Here is a 24,731-nt window from a genome sequence, read left to right as displayed (position 1 = left end):
CCTGTCCGATTTTAGCGTTCATTAAATCCTTAATCCGCGCTTACATCAACCGGCTACTGCTCATCCAGCTAATTACTGGGTGAAACAGCTAAACAATTTCAAACCCACTGCCAGTCAACTTCAAGCCATCGACCTGCTCAAAACATGTGGAGCGGATCGCTTTCTGGCGCGTGGCGGTCGCCGTAGCGGCAAGAGTGTAGCGTGGTCCTTCGCGGTCGCGGGTCGTGCCTTAATGTACCCGCGCAGCAAGCATGGCGTATTCCGCAACACACTCAATACCTGCCGCCAGTTGCTGTTCCAAGGCACATTCATTGAAGTCATGGACTTGGCATGGCCGGGATACCTTGAGCGCGATGATGTAACGATCAACAAGCAAGACAGCACGATCACCTTCCACAATGGCAGTGTGATCTACTTTCGTGGCCTGGACGAAAACCGCACATCGCGTTTGCGAGGCAGCGAGTTCGCAACGATCTGGCTCAACGAATGTAACGAGGTACGGGATTACGAAAGTATCACCGTTCTGGAGTCCTCGCTCAACCACTCCACACCCATGCTGAATGAAGACGGTTCGCCAGTCCTCCGTGACGGCAAGCCGCTGATGATCAAGCCCAAGTTGCTCTTTGATTGTAACCCGCAACTCAACAGCGACTGGGATGCGCTGGCATTCAAGTTCCTCAAAAATCCTGCCAGCGGACTTCCGCACAAGCGACCCGATCGCTGGCGTGAAATCAAGATGGACCCCGAAGGCAACTTGGAGAACCAAGCTGCTGGCTACCTGGAAGGCTTGTACGACAGCTTCGACGGTATGCCGGGAGCGATGAGTACGTTCATTCTCGGTGAGTGGCGTGACGACAATCCCAACGCCCTCTTCCACCCCAATAAGATCAAGCGCGAGATCATCGACCGCAACGAGATTGTCCGCATCGTCGTGGCACTCGACCCCACGACCACGGGGCACGACAAAAGCGATGAGGCCGGTATCGTTGTCGTGGGCAGGCTCAAGGATGGTCGAGCGGTCGTGCTGGCCGATTATAGCGTTCGTGGCGTTCCAGATGTGTGGGCCGCAGCAACGGTTCAGGCTTATGACGACTGGGAAGCCGACAGCATCGTTTACGAAAAGAACCAGGGCGGTCTCATGGTCGAGAGTACCCTACAGGGTATTCGGCGCAACCTGCCCTGCGTGGCAGTCCATGCCAGCAAGGGCAAAGTCAGCCGCGCCGAGCCAGTTTCCATTCAGTACACCAAAGGCCGGGTTATCCATGATGGCAACGAAACGGACAAGTTGAAGACGCTGGAACAGCAGATGTTCGACTTCGAAGCTGTGGTGGATCGCAAGGGTAGTTCGCCCGACCGCGTTGACGCACTCGTTTATGCCATCACGGCCATCCTGGACTTGAACGGCGATCAACCCAACACGGGCAAGATGTTCAAGATCGCAACGAACCTCTGGTAAGGGCGTCCAATAAATAGTGGATGCCTAATATCGAAGACATTCACCCCAAGCTCGCTGTCAAGCACGCGGACGTTCAACTCATTCGTGACGTGATGGCAGGTGCCCGCACGATCAAGCGCAAGCGAACGGAGTACCTTCCGCATAGTCGCACTGCGCAACCTGTCGAGGAGTACGATCGGCTTCTCCAGTACACCAGCTTCTTTCCCGCCACGTCCCGTACTGCGCAAGCCAAGCGAGGCCTGATGACGGCCAAGAACGTGGTGCTTAATGCGCCGGTGTTGGAGCCCATCAAGGATGTGATCACGCGCAACGCAGACAGCGTTCGCGATCTGGCGGAAGAGGTCATTTGGGAGACCTTTCAAACCAACTTCACCGGCCTACTAGCTGACCACCCCGAGGCACCGGAGGGTGTAAGCCTCAACGCTGCGAACGCGCTTCGGCTCAACTACCGTCCTTTCATTCACCTCTTTCCCCTGGAGAGCATTCTTTGGATTGATTATGGGATCAAGGGACCTCTCCGTACCTTCGAGCGCGTGGTACTACGCGAACGTGAAGACCGCATTCTCGAACTCGTGATGGTCAATGGCATTTACGTCCAGCGCGTGTGGGAGAAGAAGGACGGTCTTGGTTTCGAGATCACGGAAGTTCGCGAACCTCGCAAGGACGGTCAGAGGCTGACCTCCATCCCGTTTACGGTCGTCAGCGACAACACAAAGTCCTGGCCACAGGAAAGCGAACTTAAAGACCTCGCCGAACTCAACTTGGATCACTATAAAGTTAGCGCTCGTATCGCGAATATCCAGATGTTCGCCAGTGGCGTTGTCCCCGTGTTCTCGGGCATCAAGCTACAGAAGGATGATGACGGCCAGGACATTCCGCCCAACCTCTACATTGGTGCCGGTGGTGTCGTAGTTTTGGAAGAGCCAACTGCCAAGTGGGGCTTTCTGGAACCAGAGGGCCACACAATGGATGGCCTCATGAAGACGCGAGACGACTTCCAAGAGCAGATGGCCAAAGTGGGTGGCAACCTCATTGCCAGCGAGCGAAACAAAGCGCCAGAAAGCGATACTCAGTCGGCTCGGCGCGGTGCTGGTGAGGATAGCGCAGTTGCGAGCCTAGCGCTGGTTTACGCACGTCGCATCAGCGATGCCCTGTCCTGGTGTTCCTGGTGGATGGACGGCAGCAAGGCGGTTTTCACCCTCAACACCGATTACAAGATGGGTGGTATGACCGCGCAGGAGCGCACGGTCGCGTTGGCGGAACTCCAGGCGGGTGTAACGTCCTGGGATACATGGTTCCTAGAACGCAGGGACAAGGGCGTAGTCAACGCCAGCCTACTTCCCGACGAGGAGCGCGCTCGTATCGATCAGGACAATATCGACCGTCCGACTGCCGAGATTTAAGCCGTGGCGCAGAACGTCAACAGCGTCCTGCGTGACCGCGCAATCCGTCACGCCCTCGCGCTCAACCAATACGGCACTGGCCTTGCGGATCGCATGGTGCGCTTGCTCAATCGTGGCGATGCCGCGATCGTGGAAAAATTCGCTGCTGGCCTCGCGCAGATCGAGGAGCGCGGCGTCGGCATGAGCGCAGCAGCTAGGAAGCGGCTGGAAACGCTTCTCGGTCAGGTGGGCGACCTCAACACCGCCGCGTATGCCGATCTCTCAATCGCCCTTGTGGACGAGCTGGAGCAGTTTGGAGGCAATGAAGCCTCGTTCCAACGTCAGAGCCTTGCCATGGCTGTTCCCGTGGACGTGGCGATCGTTGGCCCTTCGGCCAAGCGGTTGAGCGCAATCGTCTCCAGTGAACCTTTCGAGGGTCGCATCCTCTCTGAATACCTGAGCGATATGGAAGCCGGTCGCGTCAAGCGCATGAGCGCAGCGGTCCGCGAAGGCATGAGGGCTGGTGAGACAACCGATCAAATCGTGCGCCGCATTCGTGGAAGCAAAGCGGCGCGGTACAGCGACGGCGTTCTGAATATCAGCCGACGCAGCGCTCAATCCATCGTTCGCACTGCCGTCAATCATGTCTCCAACGTGACGGCGCAGGAAACGTGGAAGGCATCAAGCAATGTCGTGAAGGGATGGCAGTTTCTAGCCACCCTGGACATTCGAACCACTCACACCTGTGCGGGCTTGGACGGCAGTGTTCATCCGATCGGACAAGGCCCTATACCGCCACGCCATTTGCGCTGCCGCTCAATCAGCGTGGCCGTCACGAAGTCGTTCCGCGAACTTGGAATTGATGCCGACGAGCTACCAGAAGCCAAGCGCGCGAGTATGGACGGACAGGTAGCCGGAGGTAGCAAGTTTAGCGATTGGCTACGTGGAAAGGACGGCGCAACTCAGAACAAGGTGCTGGGTAAGACACGCGCAGAGTTGTTCCGAACTGGCAAACTTGACTTGCGAGACTTCATAAGCGGTGACGGCACGGTTCTTACCTTGGACGAACTAAAAAAGGTTCATGGAGACATACTCCAATAAATACTGCCGGAAGCGGCAGTCCTGCTTCCCTGATGGCCCAGTCGGCCACTGGAGAAAAACATGACCCTAGAAGAACTAACCGCCGAAGTCGCACGACTTTCCGGCGAACTGACCGCTGTCAATTCCAACAAGGACAAGCTGGTCAAGGAAAAGCGCGACGCACTTACGCGCGCAGAGGCAGCAGAAGCCGCAATCGAAACCGCTAACTCCGCAACTCTGTCCGATCTGGACAAGGCAAACAAGCGGGCAGTTGACGCCGAAAAGGCACTAACGGCGGAAAAGGAACGTGCGGACAAGTTGGAAACCACTCGCCGCAACGAGCGTGCTGACACTCTCATTCTCAAAGCCCTGAACGGCGCGAACGTGGACGCCAAGCACACCCCCATTCTCAGCAAAGCACTGCGCGGCGATGTCCAGTTCAACGATGACGGCGAGCCCCTGATTGACGGCAAGAGCGTCGATGACTTCGCCAAGACCTACTTTGGCAACAAGGGCGAAGGACATGGATACGTCCGCGCTCCCGACAATGGCGGTGGCGCAGCCACAGGCCATGACGGCACGAAAGCTCCGCGCATGACCAAAGAGAACTTCAACTTCACAGAGTTTGCCAAGATTCAGTTGGAGAATCCAGCAGAAGCAAACGCAATCGCAGATGCGGTAGGTAGGCCAAACCTCAAGACCTCAGTTTAAGGGGGCAAGTAGAGCGGGCCATATAAATACTGGGCGACCACGGATGCGTCGCCCGGCTCCACTTACGGACCGGATGGTACCACAAGTGGAGAAATTAATTTATGGCATATGATCGCGCCCACGTTCTTACGTTGGACGACTTCAAGAAGCTAAACCCTAGCCTTGTCTGGGGCGCTATCGATGAAGCGTACAACGCAGGAACCAATCCTTTCCGTACCGCTGGCGTGATGACCAGCAGCCCAGCTATCGCGGCAACGCTCAACGACGGCGCTGGCATCCGCACAGAAGTGGAAGCTTGGAACGACCTACAGTACGTCGAAAGCAACGTCTCCAATGACGACCCCCAGGACCACGCTGTTCCACTGAAGATGGACACCAAGCTGTGGGGCGCAGTTCGTCAGCACCGCAATGTCGGCGTGTCGGGCATGAACTTGGTTCAGGACTTCGCTGGCATGGACCCAATCGCGGCTCTTTCCGCGCGTATCGCGAACTACCGCAACAATGATGAAGTGGCTCTGTTCTTTTCGGTACTGGACGGCATTACCAAGTCCACCGACGCTGAGACCAAGAAGCTCGTCAAGACGATGGATGCTGGCTTCGATCTTCCCCAGATTCTCAAGGCGGTTCAGGCTGCTAAGGGCGACAATCGCGGCGTAGTTAAGTCTGTTGGTATGAGTTCGGGCAACCGTCTGGTTCTCCAGCTTGCCAACCTCATCACCTACACCGCTGGCAGCGAGCAGATCACCGAGTTTGGTCGTATCGCTGGCCTTAACATCATCGAAGACGACCGCTTTGGCGACCGTATCGTTGGTATGGGCGATGGCCTGTTCCACTACAGCGTTGCTCCTCAGAGCCGTAAGCCAGTTGCCGTCGAAAGCGACGAGAGCGCAGGTCACGGTTCGGGTCAGGATACTGTCTGGTTCCGCTGGAAGCAGATCATCCACCCAATGGGCTTCGACTTCACGGGTTCGTTCACCAGCAAGGGCGGTCCTACCTTTGCGGACTTGAACAAGGCTGGTGCTTACACGCTGGCAACCGACTCCAAGAAGGTTCCTCTGGTAATCCTAAAGCCAAAGCCAACCGTTTAATCCCGGTTTGCCTTCGGCAACTGACACCCCGGCGCAGCAATGCGTCGGGGTTCGTCGTCAATAAATAGTCGCATGGACTTGGAACTAGCAGACAGCATGGCCGCCCTGCGCGGCTTCACGGATTGGACCGGCGACGATCGCGCGCAAGCACTCGTCAACGCGTCCGATTATATTCGCACCTATAGGTTGCGACCAACGCTCACCCCGGCCGAGCAAGATACGTTGAACCTCGCAACCCTGCTCATCGCCATCGACCTCCTGGACAATCCCGCCCCGGCGTTGCGAAGCGCACCAGCCGTCAAGCGCACGGAGAAACAGCTAGGCAACCTCAAGACGATTGCCGAGTATTTTGAGGCGTCCAACGATCTCTATCCCCGGATTACCGAAATGCTCGCACCGCTGCTGGTACGCGCGGGAGCGGGCGGCGGTGGTATCTACAGCGGCGTCCTGTTCCTATGAACGCCCGCGACGAACTTCTCCCGGCGGCGCGGGAGTTGCTAGACGAGTTCGGCACGTCCGCGACGGTCACGCGATCGGGCATCGCGGACGCGCCTCTAGCTGCGCAGAAATTCGGCAAGGCATCGCGTACCAAAGAAGCGGTGGAAACGATCAACACCATAGCTGTGATTGTTGATCCCGAGACGGCTGGCAACAACGAGGGGCAACGCACCGCGCAGTCCGTCGCCATCATGCTGGTTCAGCCCGTTTCAGGCGACACGCTTACCATCGGCGACAGCATCTACCGCATTGGCAAGGTCACGAAGATCGCACCGCAAGGCCAAGCAATCTACTTTGAAGCCGAGGTATCTTGATGATCGATCTAAGCGACCTCCTCAACAAGCGCGGCCTTATCACCAAAGTCATGGAGGACAAGGTACAGGAAGTAAAAAGTAAGATCGTCCTGGACGTACATCGTGGCGCAGTCGAGGGCTCGCCTGTTGATACCAGTGAGTTTCGCGGCAACTGGGAAGCCAACGTGCCCGAAAAGCCGTTCGCAAGCGGCAGCATCACCAACACAACTCCGTATGGACCATACTTGCTTGAAGGTCACTCCAAGCAGGCACCGCAGGGTTGGTTGGACAACGTGGTGGAAGCCGCAACAAAGTTGGGAGGCAACTAATGCTGGCACTAGACGAAGCTGCGCTGAATGAGCGCTTTTCTGCCAACATAGATGTCGAGGCGTTTCAGGTTTTGGTTGAGAACCAGCCTGACGAGGCAGTGGATAGCACGCGCATTTACTGCCGATGGGTGATTGAGCCCGGTTCGAGCGAACTCGTACAATCGGACAATACGCACCACCAGCTTGGCACGGCTGTGTTCCAGATTATCGCACCAAAGGAAACATGGACCGACGACGCGGATGCGTTGCGCGACCAGTTCCTTGCGCTATTCCGCCGCTGGCGCAGTCCAGATCACTGCCTCCGAGTTTACAAGATGGAATCCAGCAAGCCGCGGCAGGATGACTGCTACCAGATCAACTGTAAAGTGTTCTGGGAAAGCTACCGCCGCCCCTAAAATCCGCTAAAAACATGATGCCTCGCGTAAATACTGCGGGGCCAGCTTTCGGCTCACCCGATTAATTAGGAGAGCCAGATGGCACGAGTATTTTCCGCAGACATCACTCACAAGATTGTTCCCGAAACCGTGTTTGGCACCACGCCAACGGCTTCTGCCACGATGAGTGAACTTCCACTAAGCACTGACCAGAACCTACTGGTCGCCGAAGCGACATCGATCAAGAGCAACACCAAGCGTCCAAACAACGCAGGCAACGGTAGCCAGCGTGGTATGAGGGCTGTTTCGGGCGCACTGAACATGCGCGGCTATTACGGCGTCGTTCCCAACATGCTGATGGAGGGTTTGCTCCGTTCCGCATTCGCTTCGAAGGTTCTCAAGGCCGGTACCACGGACAAGAGCTTTTCGATCATCCACAAGCTGGCCAGCGATCAGGTCAAGACCAATGTCGGTTGCGTCGTTAAGGGCCTAACCATTGATGCCAAGGCCAACGATGTTGTGAACTTCGATTTCGACGTGATGGGTATCGATCAGATCGTCGGTGCCACCGACAACGCTCTGGCAGTTGTACCAACCGCATACGTTGGTCCGGGCGAGTATGAGGGCAGCGATGTCGTCAGCATCAACGTCGCGGGTCAGACGGTATCGTTCTCGGAACTCAGCTTCCAGATTAGTGCTGATCGTACCCAGTCGCCCGTCCTCGGCAGCACCACCGGTCTAGCGTTCGGCTACAATGGTGCGCGTGAGATCAAGGTAACGATCAAGGCATACAGGGACAGCCTCGCGCTGGACCAGAACCTCACCGGTCTGGCACAGGCGTTCAGCTTCAACCTCGGCACAACCGGTGCGGGCTGGTCGTTCTCCTGCCCGACTATGTTCTTCGATATCCCCAAGGATGAGCAGAACAACGGTTCGGCATACGTGACGATCACGGGTACTGCTGGTTACGACAACACGGCAGCTTCGGACGTCGTTATCACCCAGCTTTAATCTCAGAGTTAGGCTGCTCGGTCCTCCTCCTATTTCACCCGCAGCTTGGCATGGCGTGAGACCTTACCGTCTCACGCCATAGTCGTATCAATAAATAGTTGCGGTCAAGGAAATAGGAGGACCGCAAGTATGTCTCAGTTCGAGTTTGATTTTGTAGAGCGTTACGACGCTGAACTAGCCGACGAAGGCCGCGAGTTTGATGTTTATGCCGAGAACGGCAGTGTGATGGGCAAGTTTACCTGCGCTCTGTACTCGCAAGAAAACCGCCGCGTTAAGCTCGTCACCGAGCGTGTTCGCCGCAAGCACATGAAGGACCTGCGCCTCAAGCCTGACGACAACGAACTGAACGAGCGCATCGCGCGGGAGATTTTCGTTGAAGCCGTTCTGCTTGGTTGGTCGGGTATCACGTCGGGCGGCGAGGAAGTGCCTTTCAGCAAGGAAGCTGCGCTGGCCTACTTTTCCCACGAAAAGGGCAAGTTCGTGTTTGGCAAGCTACTGGCCGAGAGCATGGACCCGCTGAACTTCCAGGCAGAGGACAAGGCCGAAGTATTGGGAAACTAATCAGCTACAGCGATTGGGCGAACGGGGATGGACCCAGCCTGATCGCTGACGCGGCTACGGGAAATCCTTACGCCGCCAAGATAGTCGCGAACGCACCCAAGCTCGAATACCAATATCATTATGATGCCTTCAACGAGCTATCGAGTGAACGACATTACGCAATGGGACCAGCACCGATCCCCGTAAGCATCATTGAAGCATACGCGCGACGGGATGAACTGACGAGAATTGAAACAGACATCTTCGTCTATGTGATCCGTTGCCTGGATCATCACTTCCTCAAACAAATAGCAGACCGGAACAATGCGGCTGGCTGAGAGGTCAGCCCCTTCCACGAGTAAATACACTATAATTTAGGAGGTGTATTTCGTGGCTGACGCAACGGCAACCATTCGTATTGATGTAAACACGTCCGGTGGTGAAGCCAACGTCCGTCGTCTCAATCAGGAACTCAACGGTCTCACTCGATCCGCTGCTAGCGGGCGTGCGGCCAACGACAATTACAACAACAGCATCAACCGCGCAGCCGGTGGCATGGGTCGCGCCGCTGGACAGGGCAACCTCCTCTCTCGATCGATCGATGACATTCGCCAGCGTGCCGCTGGTACGATCCCAATTCTCGGTACGATGGCTGACCGTCTTGGTGGCATCAGCACCAAGGCCGCAGCCGCCGGCGCAGCCATTACCGTTGCCGTTGGCGCTATGGTCCAGGCCACCAGCGCTGCGAACAAATACGCTGACGTTCTCGCCAAGATCAGCACCAACGTAAACACCAGCAAGTTCAACATGAAGGAGTTGAGCGACGGCATTCTCGCGCAGAGTGCCGTGTTCGGCGGCATGCCGGTCGATCAGGCTGAAGCAGCCTATGACATTATTTCGGCTGGCGCGGACAGCGCATCGCAAGCCCTCGACATCCTCAATGCGTCCAATGGCCTGGCTGTTGGCGGCATCACCAAAGTGGGTGTCGCTGCCGACGGTCTAACGAGCATCCTAAACAGCTACGCGGGCAAGGGTCTGACCGCTGCCGCTGCCAGCGACGCCATGTTCATCAGCGCCCGCGACGGTAAGACGACGATCGAGAAGCTTTCCAGCGAAGTCGGCAAGGTAGCCCCGTTGGCCGCAACGATGGGCGTGAGCTTCGATGAGGTGGCCGGTGCGCTGGCTGTTCTCACTAAAGGCGGCATCAACACCAGCGAGAGCGTAACCGGCGTCCGAGCCATTCTCTCCGCGATCACCAAGCCCAGCGACGAAGCCAAGAAGGCAGCAAAGGGACTGGGGCTGGAATTCAACGTGGCTGCGCTACAGGCCAAGGGCCTTCGTGGCGTCCTACAGGATATGGCCGACAAGACCGGCGGCAGCACCAGCAAAATGGCTGTTTTGCTTGGCGGCGTTGAAGCGCTCGTTCCCGCGCTGGCCCTTACCTCCAACAAGGGCAACGAATTTGCCGCAACAATGGATCACATGGCCACCAAGGCCGGTGCGACTAAAGCGGCAGTCGACAAGATGCTGGAGGGCTCGCCAGCAGCGCAATGGGCGCGTGTCACGGCATCGGCTAACGCAGAGCTGGTCAAGCTTGGCAGCACGGCTTCCACGTTCGCGGCTCCCGCATTCAAATTCCTAGCCGACAATCTCGGCACCATCGTTACGCTTATCGAGGTAGCAGTCATTCCGCTGTCTCTTCGCATGGTAGCGATCTGGGGTACGGCGGCTGTTCAGGCCATCACCACGTTGGCGGCGACGGCAGCAATGCGCTTTGCCTCGATGGCGGCGGCGCAGGGCGTCCTTGCTGCTAGCACGGCTACAATGAGCGCAGGCTTCTCCGGCCTACTCAGCATGTTCGGTGGCCCCCTGGGTATCGCGATCGGCGCCGCTGCCTATGGAATCTATACCCTCGCCAGCAATTCCAGCAGCGCCAACGCCGAGATTGAGCGACTGGCCGCATCAGCAGGCAATACGGCATCTCAGGCCAGCAATACCAACGTCCAATCCCTCCAGGCAGCGCGCGGTGTCAGCACGTTCGGTGGACAGGCTGGCAAGGCAGCGGAGCAGCTTTGGAACATGGCAGCGGCAGCAAAGGCCGCTGCCGTTCAAACCGCTCGCCTCCAGCTTACAAAAAGCCTGGGTACTTTCCGCGAGGTCAACGATCTAACGGACCGTGGCTTTGGTCGCGCACAGGCTCGCGATCAGCGCACCGTAACAGATCCCAATGCCAGCATCGGTGAACGCGCTGGCGCTATCGGATCGCAGGTACAGCGCGGCTGGAATAAGCTGTGGGCTCCTCGTCAGGAAGTGGTCGTCGCAGCACGTAACCGCGCAATGGGTGACGTTCGCGCGGCGCAGGCCGCTCTAGCTGCCGCGCAGGGAAGCAAGGAAGAAAGTTTCCTTCCCAAGCCCGTTGCCACCGACAAGCCATTTGCCGACAAGCCCGATAGCAAAAAGGACAAGGGCGCTGATGAAGCTGCCCGCCGTCTCAAGCAGGAAACGGAGTTCTGGCAGAAGCTGAACGACGAGGTTTATGCCGCAAAACTCTTCGGTATCGAGCAGCAGAAGATTACCAAGGAACAGGAACTTCAAAAGTTGCTGGCTCGAGACCTTAGCGCTGCCGAGAAGCAGCGCGTGGATACTGCCGTCATCGATCTTGCCAATGCCAAGGCTGTCACGGACCTCAAGCAAAGCGCTTTCGAACTCACCAACAAAAACCTGCTTCTTCAACAGCGGGCAATCGGTCTATCTGATGAAGAGGTAGCGGTTCAGGATGCGCTGGACAGTAGGAAGCTGGCCGCTCTCAACGCGGGCGTGAACCTCCAGGATGCCGCCTATCAGGCAGAGTTGAAGAACTACGAGGCGGTAGTTCGTACCAACGTCCAGCGAGAGAAGCGCAACGAACTACTCAAGCAGGCCAACGACATTGCCAAGCGATACAGCACTGCCTTTGCCTCGCAAACTGACATGGCGCAGCTTGAAAAGGAACGTCTCGCAGTTGTGGAGGCATACGCAAAGGGTGGCTTGAAGGACGCACTTGGCCAGAACGTAACCAAGACAATCGTTGACAGCATCATCGCCGGGTTCGATGCTGCCGCTGTTGAGATTAGGAACCGTCCGCTTGAGGTGGTTGCCAACTATACCGGTGATAGTAGCTACGCGGCACAGGTAGGCGCGATCAACAAAGAGAATGCCAACTATGCCAGCGCCAAAGCCGCTGTTGCTGCTAGCGGATTGGACGCGGAGTCGCAGAAGCGACTGAGCGCCGACGTTGAGCGCGCTCACGCGCTTGGCATGACCAAAGCCACCCGCACTGTTGCCAACAAGTTCGTTGACGACATGACTGCCGGTATCAGCGAACTTGCCGACTTGTTCGGTGGCGCTATGGGTGAAGTGCTTAATGGCTTTAGTCAGGCCATTAAGAGCATTCAGGGCAACGCAAACGGCACAAGCGGTCTATCGCAGATGTTTACGTCGTTCAGCAGCAAGCTGGGCGAAGGGTTCAAGAACGGCAACGCTTCCATGCTCGACGTGGGCAAGGGTCTCAAGAACTTGGGCAATCCCCTGGGCGACTTGAAGAAGTCATTTGATCCAGCAGCAGGCGGCGGCGCGCTCAAGGGCATTGGCACCGCTGTAGGTGGTGCGATGGCTGGCCTTCAAATTGGCGAGAAGATCGGCCAGCTTGGAAAAGCACTGGGCCTCAAGGGCAGCGAAACTGGCGCAAAAATCGGCGGCGCTATCGGCGGACTCACGGGCAACCCTTTGATTGCGGCAGCGGCATCCGCTGTGGGCGGTCTCATCAGCAGCATGTTGTACAAGCCCAAGTACGGTACAGCTTCGATCACTGGTGGTTCAGCATCGAGCGTCAGCGTCACGGGCAACAAGTCGTCCATGAAGGACAATGCCAGCGGCGCAGCAGGTAGCGTACAAGCTGGACTTGCCGACATCGCGGCGAAGCTAGGCGGCGCAGTTGGTAGCTTCTCTGTTGCCATCGGCCAGTATGACGGCAAGTGGCGCGTTCGTGACGATGCCTACAGCGGCAAGCTCAAGTTCAAGGGCGCAGCACAGAACGGCCTTCACGACTTTGGCAAGGATGGCGCAGAGGAAGCTATCGCATACGCGATCCAGAACGCAATCCAGGATGGCGCAATCACGGGCATCGCTGGCTTTATCAGCAAAGCACTCAAAGATGCGGGCGCGGAGTTCGCAGTGTCGTTGATGAACGCCGTAAAAGATATCAACAGCGAACTTGATGGTATGCTTGACCCAATGGGTGCTAGCGTTCGCGAGGTTATCGACCCAGTCAACGAACTCATCACGCAGATGAAGAAGTATGGCGCGACCTCGACCGACGTTGCCAAGCTGGAGCAATACAAGACGGAGAAGATGAAGCAGTTGCTCAAGGAGCAGACGGCCAACTTCCGTTCCATCCTGGACGACCTCAACGGGTCTACTGGTGGCTTCACAGCCCTAACTCAGCTTACGGGGGAAATGGATCAGCTAAAAAAGTACCAGGGTGATCTAGCAGCGGGCAAGACGGTCGATCAAGGCGAGTATGGCTCGCTGATCGACAAGATCATGTCCAACGCTCAGTCGGTCTATGGCACCAACAGCATGGACTACCAGAAAATCGTTGGACAAGTCCGCGATGTCACGACCAGCGCAATCACGGCTGTTACCAACGCCATCAACTCCGCAAGCGGTAACTCACTTGCCGACCCCACAAGCGCCATCACTGCGCAGACCGATACGCTGGCAAGCCTACAGGGCGTAGCCAACGACTACGCGGCTCAGCAAGTAGAGATTATGACCGAAATGCGCGACAGCATCCGTGATCTCAAGAGCGGTAACGGAGTGTACGCGTACAACGGTCGCTTGGCCGTGGCTTACTAAAGGGAGGCTTAAATACAAACATGCCAACTCAATTTGACACTGACCACGCCGCTTTCGTTAGGCAGGAGTATCGACGCGCCACTGTGGTAGCCACCGCAGTGAAAGCACGCAATGCTACTGCCCGCGAAGTCACACTGGATACCAACTTGGATCAGGCAAATGCCACACGCATCGCCAACAACATCCTTGCTGACAACGTGAAGCCTCGCGCCTTCGAAGTCGAGTTTGAGGGAACCCTACCCACAAACGCGATCCAGGGTGGCCCCCCAGCTTTCGTTCTCAACAGCCGCCGCCTTGCCAATTACACGGTTAAAGCCTTCTCGATCGTTGAAGATTACGAGAAGAACACAACGACCATTCAGGTGCGCGGCTAATGGCAACCGTCCTATGCGCCCCGCAGAGCTTCAGCGTGAACGCCTCAAACGAGCAGACTACCGCTCCCGCATCCAACGCCCTTACGCCCTTCCCAGGGGTTGTATGGCGCTCCAACGGGCTTTCGACGGTGTACGTGACACTAGCAACGTCGGGCGCACCGATCGACCTTATCGCTCTTGCGGGATCAAATCTCCGCAGCACGGATACCGTGCGCGTTCGCGGTAGCAGCGCAGCGGCAATGACCAGCCCGGTATTCGATGTAACGGTTTCCGCTTGGTCGGGCACGGCTCCCAATCGGGGTGCGACAACACTGATCCAGCTTGCCAGCGCGGTTACGCCAGCATTCGTCCGCATCGATATTACGAGCACTGGCAATCCTGTCGGATATGTCGAGGTTCAGCGGCTTGTCGTGGGCAAGAAAGTGGTTTGCGATGGCGTGGATATTGGCTGCGAGCATGGCTTGGAGGATCAATCGCAGTCTGAGGATATCTTGGGCTCGACGGTCTTTGACGAGTTCCGAGTGCGGGATAGTTGGAAAGCAACTATCAGCAACGTAAAGGAAACTGATTACTGGACTATCTGGTATCCCTTCCTCCGTGGAGTTGGCAAGACGCGCGATTTCTTATTCGTGCCCGAAACAGACCCGGCATTTCTCCAAAACCAAGCGATCATGGGGCGGATAACGTCAAGCGCCAAGGGCAGCTACCGGAGTAGTGACTTGCTGCTGGTGGACTTGAACATCCTCCAGGTGTGATAAGTCCGAGTCCTCCACGTGTAAATACACGCATGAGGACCATTCTACTTGAAGTCTCGCCGCTACTGAACGGCGTTCCCACTACTGTTCGCCTTTGCGGTACCGCATCGGGATCGGCCACTACACAACTTAACGGCGTCCCGTGGCTCCCCTGTATCACAAAGCGTCACACGCGAAGCCGTAACTTCGGTCGAGACGGCGTTCTAAGCCCCATCGACACCAGTTGGGGCAGCGTGGAGTTCTGGCTGAACAAGGACTTTGGCAACGAGACTTGGGGTGAATACGAATGGAGCGGCGCGGCTGCTCGCATTTTCGTTGGTGAAGAAGGTCAGCCTTTTGTCAGCTATACCCAGCAGTTTGAAGGCAACGTCAGTAGCCTAGACCGCACTGGTAACAAAGCGACTATCGCGCTCCTCGGTCCCGAGAGCAGCCTAACGGTACCTCTCCTGAACCTGACTTATGGCGGCACTGGTGGTGCCGACGGCATGGTTTCCATGAAGGGCACGCTCAAGCCCCGCGCCTTTGGTACCTGCGAAACCGTCGCCCCCGTACTCGTTGATGGCGCGAAGTACATTTATCAAGTTCACGGCTACGGTCCCGTTTCAGCCATTCCTTACGTTTACGAGTTCGCGCAGGCATTCGACTCTGCCAAGTTCAAGGGCGACGTTGCCAGCTATGACACACTCGCGGCCCTAACCCTTCTGCCAGCGGAGTATGCTACCTGCCTGGCGCAAGGCATGTTTCGTATCGGCGGCGCTCCTCGCGAAAAAATCAGCGCCGATGTTGTCGTTGGCAATACCGACGTGGCGACCATCGCACGCGTCATGCTAGGCGTTGCGGGTATTCAACCGGCCAATATTGGCAACCTGTCCATCTTCTCCGGTACCAACTGGAGCCTCTATCTCACCGATCAAGCGGAGGTGTTGGACACTGTTCGCAACATGGTGTTCCAGGCCGGTGGCTACATCTACGCGGACGGCACAGGCATTTGGCAGGTAGGCGATTATTATGCGCCACAAACTGCGATCGTCCTGAACGACGATCGCAGCACGTTCCCGCTTGTACGCAGCATGAAAGAACTCAACGCCAATGGCCCCGTTTACAAGGCGAGCGTTGGATACCGCCGCTGCTGGAACGTCCACAGCGAAGGCGAAGTCAGCCCCGCACTTGCTCAGATCAGCGATGCGCAGATTGCCGCCGCTGCGCAAACCGCTGCCGCCTTGGAACTGGCGCAGCAGGTACGCGACGACAGCAAGGTGGCGAAGGATCGTCTAGACGCAATTGTTAACGATGGGATTTTGGATCGATCTGAAAAGGTCCAGCTAGTTCAAACCTTTTCTGCCGAAAGCGCGCAGCAAACGGGCCTCCAGAACCAGAGCACCAATGTGGACGTGCGGTTTGAACGCGCCATCCTCTCTGACGCGTTCGCCAATCTGAAAAATCACCTGGACGGCCTGGCACCCAGCTACACCAACACCACCCTCGATACGCCGATCGATCGCGCGGCCTTCGATGCTCGCTGGAGGGATTACTGGCTGGCCAAGCAAAACCTGCTCAACGCATTGGCTGGTCGGGCATCCGTCACGGCTTCTTGGGGCGGCGTAACGGGCGAAGGGAAGCCCGCCGACAATGCGACCGTTGGCGCCCCTGTTGGTACGAACGTGGGCGGTCGCCCTGTCGTCCAATTGCTGTCCGACACGGACCAAGCCAAAGCTGACGCAGCCAAAGCCGCACTGGATGCCACAAACGCCAAGACCGCAGCCGATCAGGCCGCTGCTGACGCCGTAGCTGCCAAGCTTCGTCTTACGGCCATTGAAGCAGACGGCATTCTCGATCGCAGCGAGAAGGCTGATGTGGTTTTGCGGTTTGCCAACGCGACCGCCGAGCGGATGGGATTGCTTAACAAGGGTGCGGAGTTCAGCCTTTCCGTTGAACGGACGACATACAGCGATGCCTACGACGCCCTGGTCTCGTACCTCAACGCCCTGAACCCTGCGTACAACGACAGCACGCAGGACACGGCCCTTGATCGTGCGGCGTTCAATGCCGCCTGGACACGCTATTTCACCGAGCGTCAGAACCTCCTCAACGCCATTTATACGAAGACACGCGTTGCGGCTGATGCTGCGAACACGAACGCCGACAAGGCGGCAGCAGATGCGGCAGCGGCGAAGCTGGCAGCAGATGCCGCCAAGGTAGCAGCAGACGCAGCCAAGGCCGCTGCCGATGCCACGACGGCCAATTTTACCGCAGCCCGCCTAACCCAGATCCTCCAGAAGCCTATCGACGACATCGCCAAGGTCACGTTGGATTATGGCGCGCAAAGCCTCACAACCAGCAAGGACCTGTTTGATCGCAACGAGCGATCTGTTCGCAATCTCGAAACCCTGATTCTCAACGAAGACGGCACAATCCGCATTGAGAAAATCAGTGAACTCAGCGCCCGCATCGCGGCTGGCGTGGCCGGTGAGGCCACCATCCGTGATGCTCAGATCAAGGACGTGAAGCGGCTGTATCAGGCTGGCGACGCCATCGTTGCGGCAGATATCTCGACGCTGGGTGGCAGGATCACGAAGGAAGTTGGCGACGTGAAGACCGCCACCGAGGGCGCGATCCGCGATACCCGTCAGGCGGTCATTGATGGCGATTACGCCCAGGCACTTCGCTCCGACGCACTATCGGCTTCCATCACGGGTTTGGTCCAGCCCGGCGGCAACATCTACAATCTGGAAGCGGCAGTTCAACGCATCGACAAAGCGGAAGTCGATAACAACGGCGCACGCGCACAGGAAACACTCAACCTCAAAGCGCGACTGGATAACGTAAACGGCGCGTCTCTTGAGCAGTCGTTTACCACCTACGCCAACAAGGTAGACGGCATCGGTGCCCAGTATGTTTTGAAGGTACAGAGCGAATCCAACGGCGTGGTTGCGGTCGCAGGTATGGGGCTGGCTTCTAGCAACGGCAAATCCGCCGTCGTGTTCAACGCGGATGCTTTCCAAATCAATGTACCGGGCGCTGGAACGATGCCGGTCTTCCAGGCCGATGCTCAGGGCGTCTACATGCCCAACGTCCGTGCCGATAACATCAAAGCCGGTGCCATCGACTTCGAGTTCATCAACAAGCAAGCAATCCTTGATCCAAATGCCGGATACCAGATGATGCCCGGTGGCATTATCTTCCAGTGGGGCAGGTACCGCCAGAGTATTCGAAGCGAAGCCGTGTTCACTATCTCGTTTCCGATGGCGTTCCCCAACGTTTGCCTCTCGTTCTCCGCGACTCCGTACCTCAACACGTTCAACAACGAACGCGACCTATGGATTCAGATCATCGGACAACCCAGCCAGTACGGGGCCTCAGTCGCAACGCAGGCGGCTCGTTCGGCGGCTCAGAACATCGACGGCTTCGACTGGTTCGCGGTCGGACGATAAGCTGGTCCGATTAAATAGTGGATGGCGATATTCGAAACAGCAGGAACGATCAACGTAACTACCGGCTCAACGGCAGTCACGGGCAATAACACAAACTGGATTCCATCTTACGATGGAGTGGCACTTGTCATCGCGGGTGGCTTCTATCCCGTCGCGTCGATCAATAGCCCAACTAGCATCACCCTTCTGGAACCCTACAACGGCCCCACTGCCAATGCGCGCAGCTACGTCGTGGCTCCGATCGCGGCAAACAACCTGGATTTGACCAAGCAGACCCTCAGCGTGTTGAAGGTCGCCAGCGATCTAACGCGCATTGGTGTTGGACCGGCTGGCCCTGCTGGTCCCGCTGGCCCCAAGGGTGGCGACGGAAACAGCGAGAATGTCGTCCAGGCCATTGAGGGCGCGCCCAGTAAGAACAAGCCGTCCGTTCAGGATGAGGTCGCGATGATCGATAGCGAGGACAACAGCAAGTTGAAGCGCGTCCGCTTTGACACGCTCCGCAGCACGCTCGCAAAACCAAACACCATCACCAGCCTGTTCGTCTATTACGGCTACCCCATCGCGCTCAACGGCCTGTACAACGTGGATGCCATAATCGCGGCCATCTCCAAGTACGATATCTGGGTTTGCGGAGACACCTATCAGCATCCCACACAGGAGGTGTATGCCTCAACCGTCCAGATCATCAAGGGAGTGCGGGCCAAGGGAACTAAGGTTTACGGCTATGTTCCAATGGGCTTCAGCCAGACCAACGCGCAGAAGATTGAGGGCATCGACCAGTGGCATGACATTGGCGTCGATGGCATCTTTCTCGATGAGTACGGTTTCGACTATCAGGTAACTCGCGCGCAGCAGATCGTCATCGTGGACTACGCTCATTCGCGCGGACTGCCCATCTGTGCCAACGCGTTCATTTTTGAGGATGCCGTCTGCGACAACATCAACGAACTCGTATTCCCCAGCAACGACTACCGTTACCAGAACTTCGCCGCGATGAACCCCAACAACCTGCCGTCGCCGCACAAGCCCGGTGACAGCTACCTGATTGAGAACTTCGTTTACAATTACCTCGGCCCCGCGAACAAATTCGACGTTCAAGAGCGCAACGATCTGATCGCGAAGCGAAACAAGAAGCTGAAAACCCCCATGCTCATTTGGGGACTGGCCGTTTTTCCCGAACGCACGGACGCCTACGGAACAATCGACTTTAGCAAGATGGGTTCGTTACCCTACGCTGACGTGCCCGACTACATTGCGGCCAATGCCTTCATGTTCGATCTGGATGCCGTGGGCGCGGGCGCATACACATTTGGTGCGGGCAGTAAGCCAGTGGAGATGTTTTTCCCCGGACTCCCACCGGAAGTGAACACCGCGGAAATGGCGCAAAATCCTGTGTTCTCAAACCTTGTCACAGCCGTGGCATATCGGGACTTGTCGCGTGACTACCGACTGACAATCACCAACAGCGACACCAAGCAAGCCGTGACGATCAGCAGCGCGTCTTCCAAGCTTTTGAAAAGTACGTCCAACGGGTGAGCTGGCGGTCTGACGTTAAATAGTAGCGAACGCCATCCTTGGGGGCCTCTCTAGAGGACGATCGCATGAAATTAACTGGACTCAAAAAGCTACTCAAGTCGGAACTGGTTCGCGGCATCGCTCGCGAAGTCGTAACCGTCGTCGTACTCAAGAAGTTGACCACGCGTAAGTGAGCGAGCGTCAGACCCTCGTTGCGTTTGCGGTGCTGGTCGCCGCGATCTGCTACCTCGCGACGATCGCCGCCGTATTGGCCTTCTACGGAAAGTATGCGGAAGCGCTAGGCTTTGGGGGTCTGACAACCGGACTCGTCGGCGTCCTGGGCACGTTTAAGCCCCGCACGACCCAGCCGGATCAACCTCAGCCGGTAAAGGTGGCAAATGGCCCCCAGGACCCCGTACCCGTGGAGGCAGCGTGATGAGCGGCAATAACCAGAACCACGAAAAGCCGGTCACGCTCCGCGAGATCATTCAAATGATGGCGGTGATGAACCCCTCGCCCGCCCCCGTCGCTGTCGTCGCTCCTGCGGTGGATCGAGACGGTGACGCTGGGGTCACAAAGCTAATCGTTGGCGGTATCGTCGTATTGATCGGCGTCATCATGCTTGGCGTGTTTGGCTGGGTGGGATCGAGCGTCAACGGTTTGAACACGACCGTGACGAAGATGAGCGCCAACGTGGACCAGCTTCAAAAAAGCATCGCAGACCTTCAGCAGACGCAAGGCACCGCTACGCAGCAGCTATCCGACATTAGGACGCAGAATGCCCGCCAGGACGCCCGCGCGGACGCCGTAGAAGCTGATCTAAAGCGAATGAAAGAACGTATCCGCATGGCAGAAGGTCAAAGGCCTCTGACCGGTGATACCGGCGATCTATGACGAAAGCGGACGCGCAGCGGATCCTTCTGCGAGCCTTTGTATCAACGGGTGAACTGCCCCCGGAAATCGAGGAGGTGTTAAGGCAGTTGCTGGCTTTGACGCAGCCTTGAGGGAATTGTGCTTCGGCTACGTAAGATATTAGACCGAGATAATGCGTTATCCGCCTTATCCTTGGCTCCGTTCGGGCGTGACGATTGAAATGCTGCCGGCCTTCCTTCTAGAAGCGTTGGAAAGCAGGCCAAACGGGGAAGCAAATGAGCATGGACGGAAATGTCGCCAATCTGATGGGGATGGCGCGGACAGCGATGATTGGCGGCAACAACGTGGAGGCTCACTCCTACTTTAATCGCGTCCTCGAAATCGACCCGTCGATTTCTGAAGCATGGCTGGGCAAGGGTAAGGCAGCTGGGTGGCAGTCCACGCTCGTGAATATCCGGCTGGCCGAAGCGACAATCGCTTTCAATCACGCGATCGCAAATGCGGAGCCCTCGCAACGGGATGCCGTTACCGCGGAAGCAGTAACCGAAGTGAACCGCATCGTGGTTGCGCTCTACGGGCTCGCCCGAGATCACATGGTTGAGTATGTCTCTCTCGATAATATCTGGGCCGGCTATCTCAATCAGGTTTCCCAGTTGATTGACGCCTTGGAAGAGGTTCGAAAGTGGTCGCCGTACGATCGTAACACTCTCGATAACATCGTTCATTTCTGTAAGGACAATATAGAAGGCTACAGCTACCGAGATAAGTTCAATCAGAATATGCCTGCTGCTCAGGGCATTTCGGCAACCTACGAGCAATTTCTCCGGGAGCGCATGGATCAGGCAGTTGAAGCGATCCGTGCTAGCGATCCTAATTACGCCCCTCCCGCCATCGAGAAGAAAAAAGCCGAGGCTTGCTTTGTTGTGACCGCCACGATGGGCGATTTCGATCATCCTGAAGTGGTGTTACTGCGCCAGTTTCGGGATGCTTGGCTCCGTAAGCAGCCGGGCGGCAAGGCATTGGCAAGCGCCTATTATCGGGTGGGACCATTCTTCGCCGCTGCGATTGATCGGAGTGCTCTGCTCAAAAGGATTTCGTATCGGGTAATCGTCGCGCCAGCCGCGCGTTTTGCTCGGCGGAAAATGCGCTGAATCTACTTTTTGCGGCGCACATCACGACGAAGTGGGAGGCAGTCTGATGGTCAGCGCGACAAGCCTAACCGGTGCTGCCGGCGAGCACTTCGTCATGAGCCAGTTTCTTAGGCGTGGTTTGATCGCGGCTCTAGCGCCGGCAGGGGTACCCAACTGCGATATCGTCGTAACCGACGATGTCGGAGATCGGGCGTTTGCCGTTCAGGTGAAGACCCGGCGCAACCTGGGCACGGACGGCGGGTGGCACATGAGTAAAAAGCATGAGCAGCTTGCGAGCCCGAACTTGTTTTATTGCTTCGTAGATATCGGGCGCGAGGCCAGCGACCACCCGACCGTTTTTGTAGTGCCTGCGCCAATCGTCGCTGACGTTTTGACCCGCGCCCATAGGGCTTGGTTGGCAAAGCCCGGTAAGGGCGGCAAGCCGCACAACGACACAGACTTTCGTCGTTTCCTTCCTGACTACAGCCATCTGGGATTGGAAGACCTTGGCTCCGGTTGGCTGGAGCAATACCGCGGCAACGGCGCTTGGGATCGCCTTAAGGGATGACCGTCTTTATCTCGATACAGGAGTCCAGCTCGCGAGCCATAAGTTCGACCTAGATCGTCATTCGTAGGAATCCATTGGTATGGCGCAGAGCGGTATTGGATAAACGAGGAGGACGAATGCTTGCTACGCGGCGCATTGTCCTACACCTACGTGTTTGACTCGCTTCGTAAACTCAGCGGACAAACACTCGGCGTGTAAAGCTTCGTAGTTGGTTCAATGGGTTTGAAGACCAGCGAATGACTGCTTGATGATTAACTCATTCCAGGTAGGGAGATACACACTTCCCCCCCACTACATGAGCCACACAACAAACAACCAGCGAATGGTCGTATCGTCTCTTTCTCATGTAGTAGGGGAAAGCGATGAGTAGATTTCCAGTATAGGTTTCTACACACTTCGGACCTGAAACTCTTTGAGCTGCGGGGTTAACGGTCGCACTTGCGTTCAGGCTTCCTGGATGAACGTAGTCCTTACGTTCAGTGCCAATAGCGGTATCTCCTGGAGCCGTCCGAATGGCAGCAGGAGTTATAGGATGGTGTCGGGTAACAGACAGAGCATCCTCCTTTGAAACCCTACCAGCGACCAGTCGGTTGTCCCGCGTTTGCGGTGCTGAATTCAATCAGCAAACCCTACTGGCCCCTGTCGGGTGGTGCGTTTTTTATACTGGTGCCATGCGTTGGTCTCGGATGGGAGGACGCCGTTTCTTCCAGTTCGCCGCCTACCAGCTCATCCGCCCGTTTGATCGGGTTGGGGTGTATGGGATCAATCCCGGATCGTAGGCCTTCTTGGTGCCGTGTGGCGCATTGGGAAATTGCTGGGCAGGATCAGTGGGCTATAAGAAAACAGCCGAGTCCAAAAGAAAGGACTCGCAAGATGGGCCTGAAGCATCCTGCGAGTCCTAAACTGTTTGAAATTGAACAGTGGGTGTCTCGCCGTGATCAGCGATTCAGGCCACCGTTCACAACTGTATTTATACAAGAAGCGCTCTCAGAGGGCGAATAAGAAATGCCTGTCAGACGTTTTTCCTAAGTGCGTCCAAGTAGGGCTTCCACTCCACGATCTTGGACCGCGCCTCATCTGCGGGCATGTCAAATATCTGGTCAATCATCACGGCGATGGTCTTGATTGATAGCGGCGCGGCTAACGGATCGCGGATGATGGGATCATCGAACATGCGTTGATGCGCAACGTCATGGGCATCTGCCAAAGCCTCGATGTTGTGATGCGTAGCCATCATGTAGCCGTCGTTGCTCATCAAGTTGTCGGGCTTGCGCAGGTTGCCCAGCGTGAGCAGCCGGGACAAAGCGGTTCGAGAGACGATGCGATGACGGTTTGCGCCCTTCCCTTCCATTTCCTCGATGAGCAGATCGCCCAGGTTGTCACCGTTGCGGTTCGCACCGTAGCTGCTCGGCGCGATGGCTTGCGTTGACCATCCTTCCTTGTCGAACGTCGCCCCCGCCAACAGACGTTGATTGGCCGCAAGGAGGAACGGGCTCGCAGTGTCGAAGCTGATTTGGAACTTGGGATTGTAGCGGCGCACTGCGCGCAGCGTAGCAGTCAGCAGCACGCCTATTTCCAACGTGCTGATGCCCAGGACGTGAAGCCACTCGACCTGCCCCAGCAAGCCGTCCTCCCGCATATCGATCAACCGGGCGAGGATCAGCGAGAAGCGGTTTTGATGATGACCGGCGAAGGCCCAGCCGGTGAACGGGTAATGCTTGACGGCCTCGTACCAGTGGCGGCTTTCAGCTTCCGACCGGCCTTGAAGCACGTTGAGGAACTTGGTCGCGCCTGGAGCATGATTTTTCTGGAAGGCATTGTTGTTAAGTTTGGTTTGAACGAGGCATGCGTTGTAATCGATGCCCAGGCGGTTGGTATCGTTAAGCGCCTGTAGGTCCCATCCCTCCTCAGTTAGCCGCGCAACGTGCGGGGCCATGTTGCCGCTGGCAATGCCACCTGTGGGAAAATCTAGGACCATGGAATAGTCGGAAACGGCTTCCATCCACCGCATGTTATTCAGCACTCGCTCTGGCGTGAAATAGCCAGCCGTGGTCTGTACCTGGAAGCCTCCACTGTCGCCAAGAACGATCGTTTCGTCCCGATCCCGCTTGCTCACGATGTCGTCTTTGACCGCACCTGCCGTGTTGTGCTGCCCAGCGCTGTAGAGGGCATAGGGATAGCGAAATAGCCGGTTCGTTGGATCGAGGAAGTTGAGGTCGGCAGCGGTGATGCTCAGGCCAGCGATGGGTCTGCCGACGTGGACCATCCTTGCCCAGCTCTCGCTGATAGCGGGCAGATAGATTGCTCGCTCTTCAGTGTGGAGGCGCATTTTCAACGGAGTTTTAACCGGGACGGTGGAAAGGCTCATGCGCTCTCAGATTTTTAGAGACTAAAGAAAACTGCCCGCGAGGGCGTATCGAGAAACGG

Annotated in this window: 21 protein-coding genes; 20 read left to right on the top strand and 1 reads right to left on the bottom strand. The window is 56.9% G+C overall.

Going from position 1 to position 24,731, the window contains the following annotated elements; all coding sequences use genetic code 11:
• Positions 1-79 precede the first annotated feature (79 nt).
• The 20 genes from C8J42_RS08015 (at position 80) to C8J42_RS07925 (ending at position 22,304) form a co-directional block, all read left to right on the top strand.
• Positions 80-1,456: a phage terminase large subunit gene (locus C8J42_RS08015; RefSeq protein WP_133019566.1), complete on the top strand. Its 1,377-nt coding sequence runs from the start codon at positions 80-82 to the stop codon at positions 1,454-1,456.
• 20 nt (positions 1,457-1,476) lie between these two features.
• The gene (locus tag C8J42_RS08010; protein ID WP_133019565.1) at positions 1,477-2,859 is read left to right on the top strand and encodes a DUF4055 domain-containing protein; all 1,383 of its coding nucleotides are present in this window, start codon (positions 1,477-1,479) and stop codon (positions 2,857-2,859) included.
• Positions 2,860-2,862: 3 nt separating this feature from the next.
• Positions 2,863-3,939, top strand: coding sequence for a minor capsid protein (locus C8J42_RS08005; RefSeq protein ID WP_243644192.1), 1,077 nt, complete (start codon positions 2,863-2,865; stop codon positions 3,937-3,939).
• Between the two features lie 60 nt (positions 3,940-3,999).
• Positions 4,000-4,629, top strand: a complete 630-nt coding sequence (locus C8J42_RS08000) for a hypothetical protein (RefSeq protein WP_133019564.1) — start codon at positions 4,000-4,002, stop codon at positions 4,627-4,629.
• A 131-nt stretch (positions 4,630-4,760) separates the two neighbouring features.
• A complete protein-coding gene (locus C8J42_RS07995) occupies positions 4,761-5,717 on the top strand; it encodes a hypothetical protein (protein WP_133019563.1) in 957 nt (318 codons plus the stop codon).
• A 96-nt stretch (positions 5,718-5,813) separates the two neighbouring features.
• Positions 5,814-6,176: a hypothetical protein gene (locus C8J42_RS07990; RefSeq protein ID WP_133019562.1), complete on the top strand. Its 363-nt coding sequence runs from the start codon at positions 5,814-5,816 to the stop codon at positions 6,174-6,176.
• The gene (locus tag C8J42_RS07985) at positions 6,173-6,529 is read left to right on the top strand and encodes a hypothetical protein (protein ID WP_133019561.1); all 357 of its coding nucleotides are present in this window, start codon (positions 6,173-6,175) and stop codon (positions 6,527-6,529) included. Before C8J42_RS07990 ends, C8J42_RS07985 begins: the two co-directional genes overlap by 4 nt.
• Positions 6,529-6,837, top strand: a complete 309-nt coding sequence (locus tag C8J42_RS07980; protein ID WP_133019560.1) for a hypothetical protein — start codon at positions 6,529-6,531, stop codon at positions 6,835-6,837. The genes C8J42_RS07985 and C8J42_RS07980 overlap by 1 nt, the downstream gene beginning before the upstream one ends.
• Entirely contained in the window at positions 6,837-7,232 is a 396-nt protein-coding gene (locus C8J42_RS07975; protein WP_133019559.1) for a hypothetical protein, read from the top strand. The genes C8J42_RS07980 and C8J42_RS07975 overlap by 1 nt, the downstream gene beginning before the upstream one ends.
• 78 nt (positions 7,233-7,310) lie before the next feature.
• Positions 7,311-8,222 carry a phage tail tube protein gene (locus C8J42_RS07970; RefSeq protein ID WP_133019558.1) on the top strand — a complete coding sequence of 304 codons (912 nt, stop codon included), beginning with the start codon at positions 7,311-7,313 and terminating at the stop codon, positions 8,220-8,222.
• 129 nt (positions 8,223-8,351) lie between these two features.
• Positions 8,352-8,783, top strand: a complete 432-nt coding sequence (locus C8J42_RS07965) for a hypothetical protein (RefSeq protein ID WP_055877778.1) — start codon at positions 8,352-8,354, stop codon at positions 8,781-8,783.
• A gap of 369 nt (positions 8,784-9,152) precedes the next feature.
• Positions 9,153-13,658 (top strand): phage tail tape measure protein, encoded by a 4,506-nt coding sequence (locus tag C8J42_RS07960; RefSeq protein ID WP_133019557.1) that lies wholly within the window; start codon positions 9,153-9,155, stop codon positions 13,656-13,658.
• Positions 13,659-13,756: 98 nt separating this feature from the next.
• Complete coding sequence (locus tag C8J42_RS07955; RefSeq protein WP_165895453.1) at positions 13,757-14,032, top strand: hypothetical protein; 276 nt, start codon at positions 13,757-13,759, stop codon at positions 14,030-14,032.
• 134 nt (positions 14,033-14,166) lie between these two features.
• A complete protein-coding gene (locus C8J42_RS07950) occupies positions 14,167-14,787 on the top strand; it encodes a hypothetical protein (protein WP_207897086.1) in 621 nt (206 codons plus the stop codon).
• Between the two features lie 233 nt (positions 14,788-15,020).
• The gene (locus C8J42_RS07945; protein ID WP_133019554.1) at positions 15,021-18,218 is read left to right on the top strand and encodes a DUF1983 domain-containing protein; all 3,198 of its coding nucleotides are present in this window, start codon (positions 15,021-15,023) and stop codon (positions 18,216-18,218) included.
• A 21-nt stretch (positions 18,219-18,239) separates the two neighbouring features.
• Complete coding sequence (locus C8J42_RS07940; protein ID WP_133019553.1) at positions 18,240-19,754, top strand: hypothetical protein; 1,515 nt, start codon at positions 18,240-18,242, stop codon at positions 19,752-19,754.
• A gap of 169 nt (positions 19,755-19,923) precedes the next feature.
• On the top strand, positions 19,924-20,169 hold the full coding sequence (locus C8J42_RS20095) for a hypothetical protein (protein WP_165895452.1): 246 nt from the start codon (positions 19,924-19,926) through the stop codon (positions 20,167-20,169).
• Positions 20,169-20,627, top strand: coding sequence for a hypothetical protein (locus C8J42_RS07935; RefSeq protein WP_133019552.1), 459 nt, complete (start codon positions 20,169-20,171; stop codon positions 20,625-20,627). Before C8J42_RS20095 ends, C8J42_RS07935 begins: the two co-directional genes overlap by 1 nt.
• Before the next feature lie 254 nt (positions 20,628-20,881).
• Positions 20,882-21,757 (top strand): CFI-box-CTERM domain-containing protein, encoded by an 876-nt coding sequence (locus C8J42_RS07930; protein WP_133019551.1) that lies wholly within the window; start codon positions 20,882-20,884, stop codon positions 21,755-21,757.
• 46 nt (positions 21,758-21,803) lie between these two features.
• On the top strand, positions 21,804-22,304 hold the full coding sequence (locus C8J42_RS07925; protein ID WP_133019550.1) for a hypothetical protein: 501 nt from the start codon (positions 21,804-21,806) through the stop codon (positions 22,302-22,304).
• Positions 22,305-23,316: 1,012 nt separating this feature from the next.
• Here the strand turns inward: C8J42_RS07925 and C8J42_RS07920 are convergent.
• Positions 23,317-24,672, bottom strand: a complete 1,356-nt coding sequence (locus tag C8J42_RS07920) for a hypothetical protein (RefSeq protein WP_133019549.1) — start codon at positions 24,670-24,672, stop codon at positions 23,317-23,319.
• Between the last annotated feature and the right edge of the window lie 59 nt (positions 24,673-24,731).

Source organism: Sphingomonas sp. PP-CE-1A-559 (genome assembly GCF_004340965.1).
Lineage (GTDB): Bacteria > Pseudomonadota > Alphaproteobacteria > Sphingomonadales > Sphingomonadaceae > Sphingomonas.
This window is presented reverse-complemented; position numbering and strand designations above follow the sequence as displayed.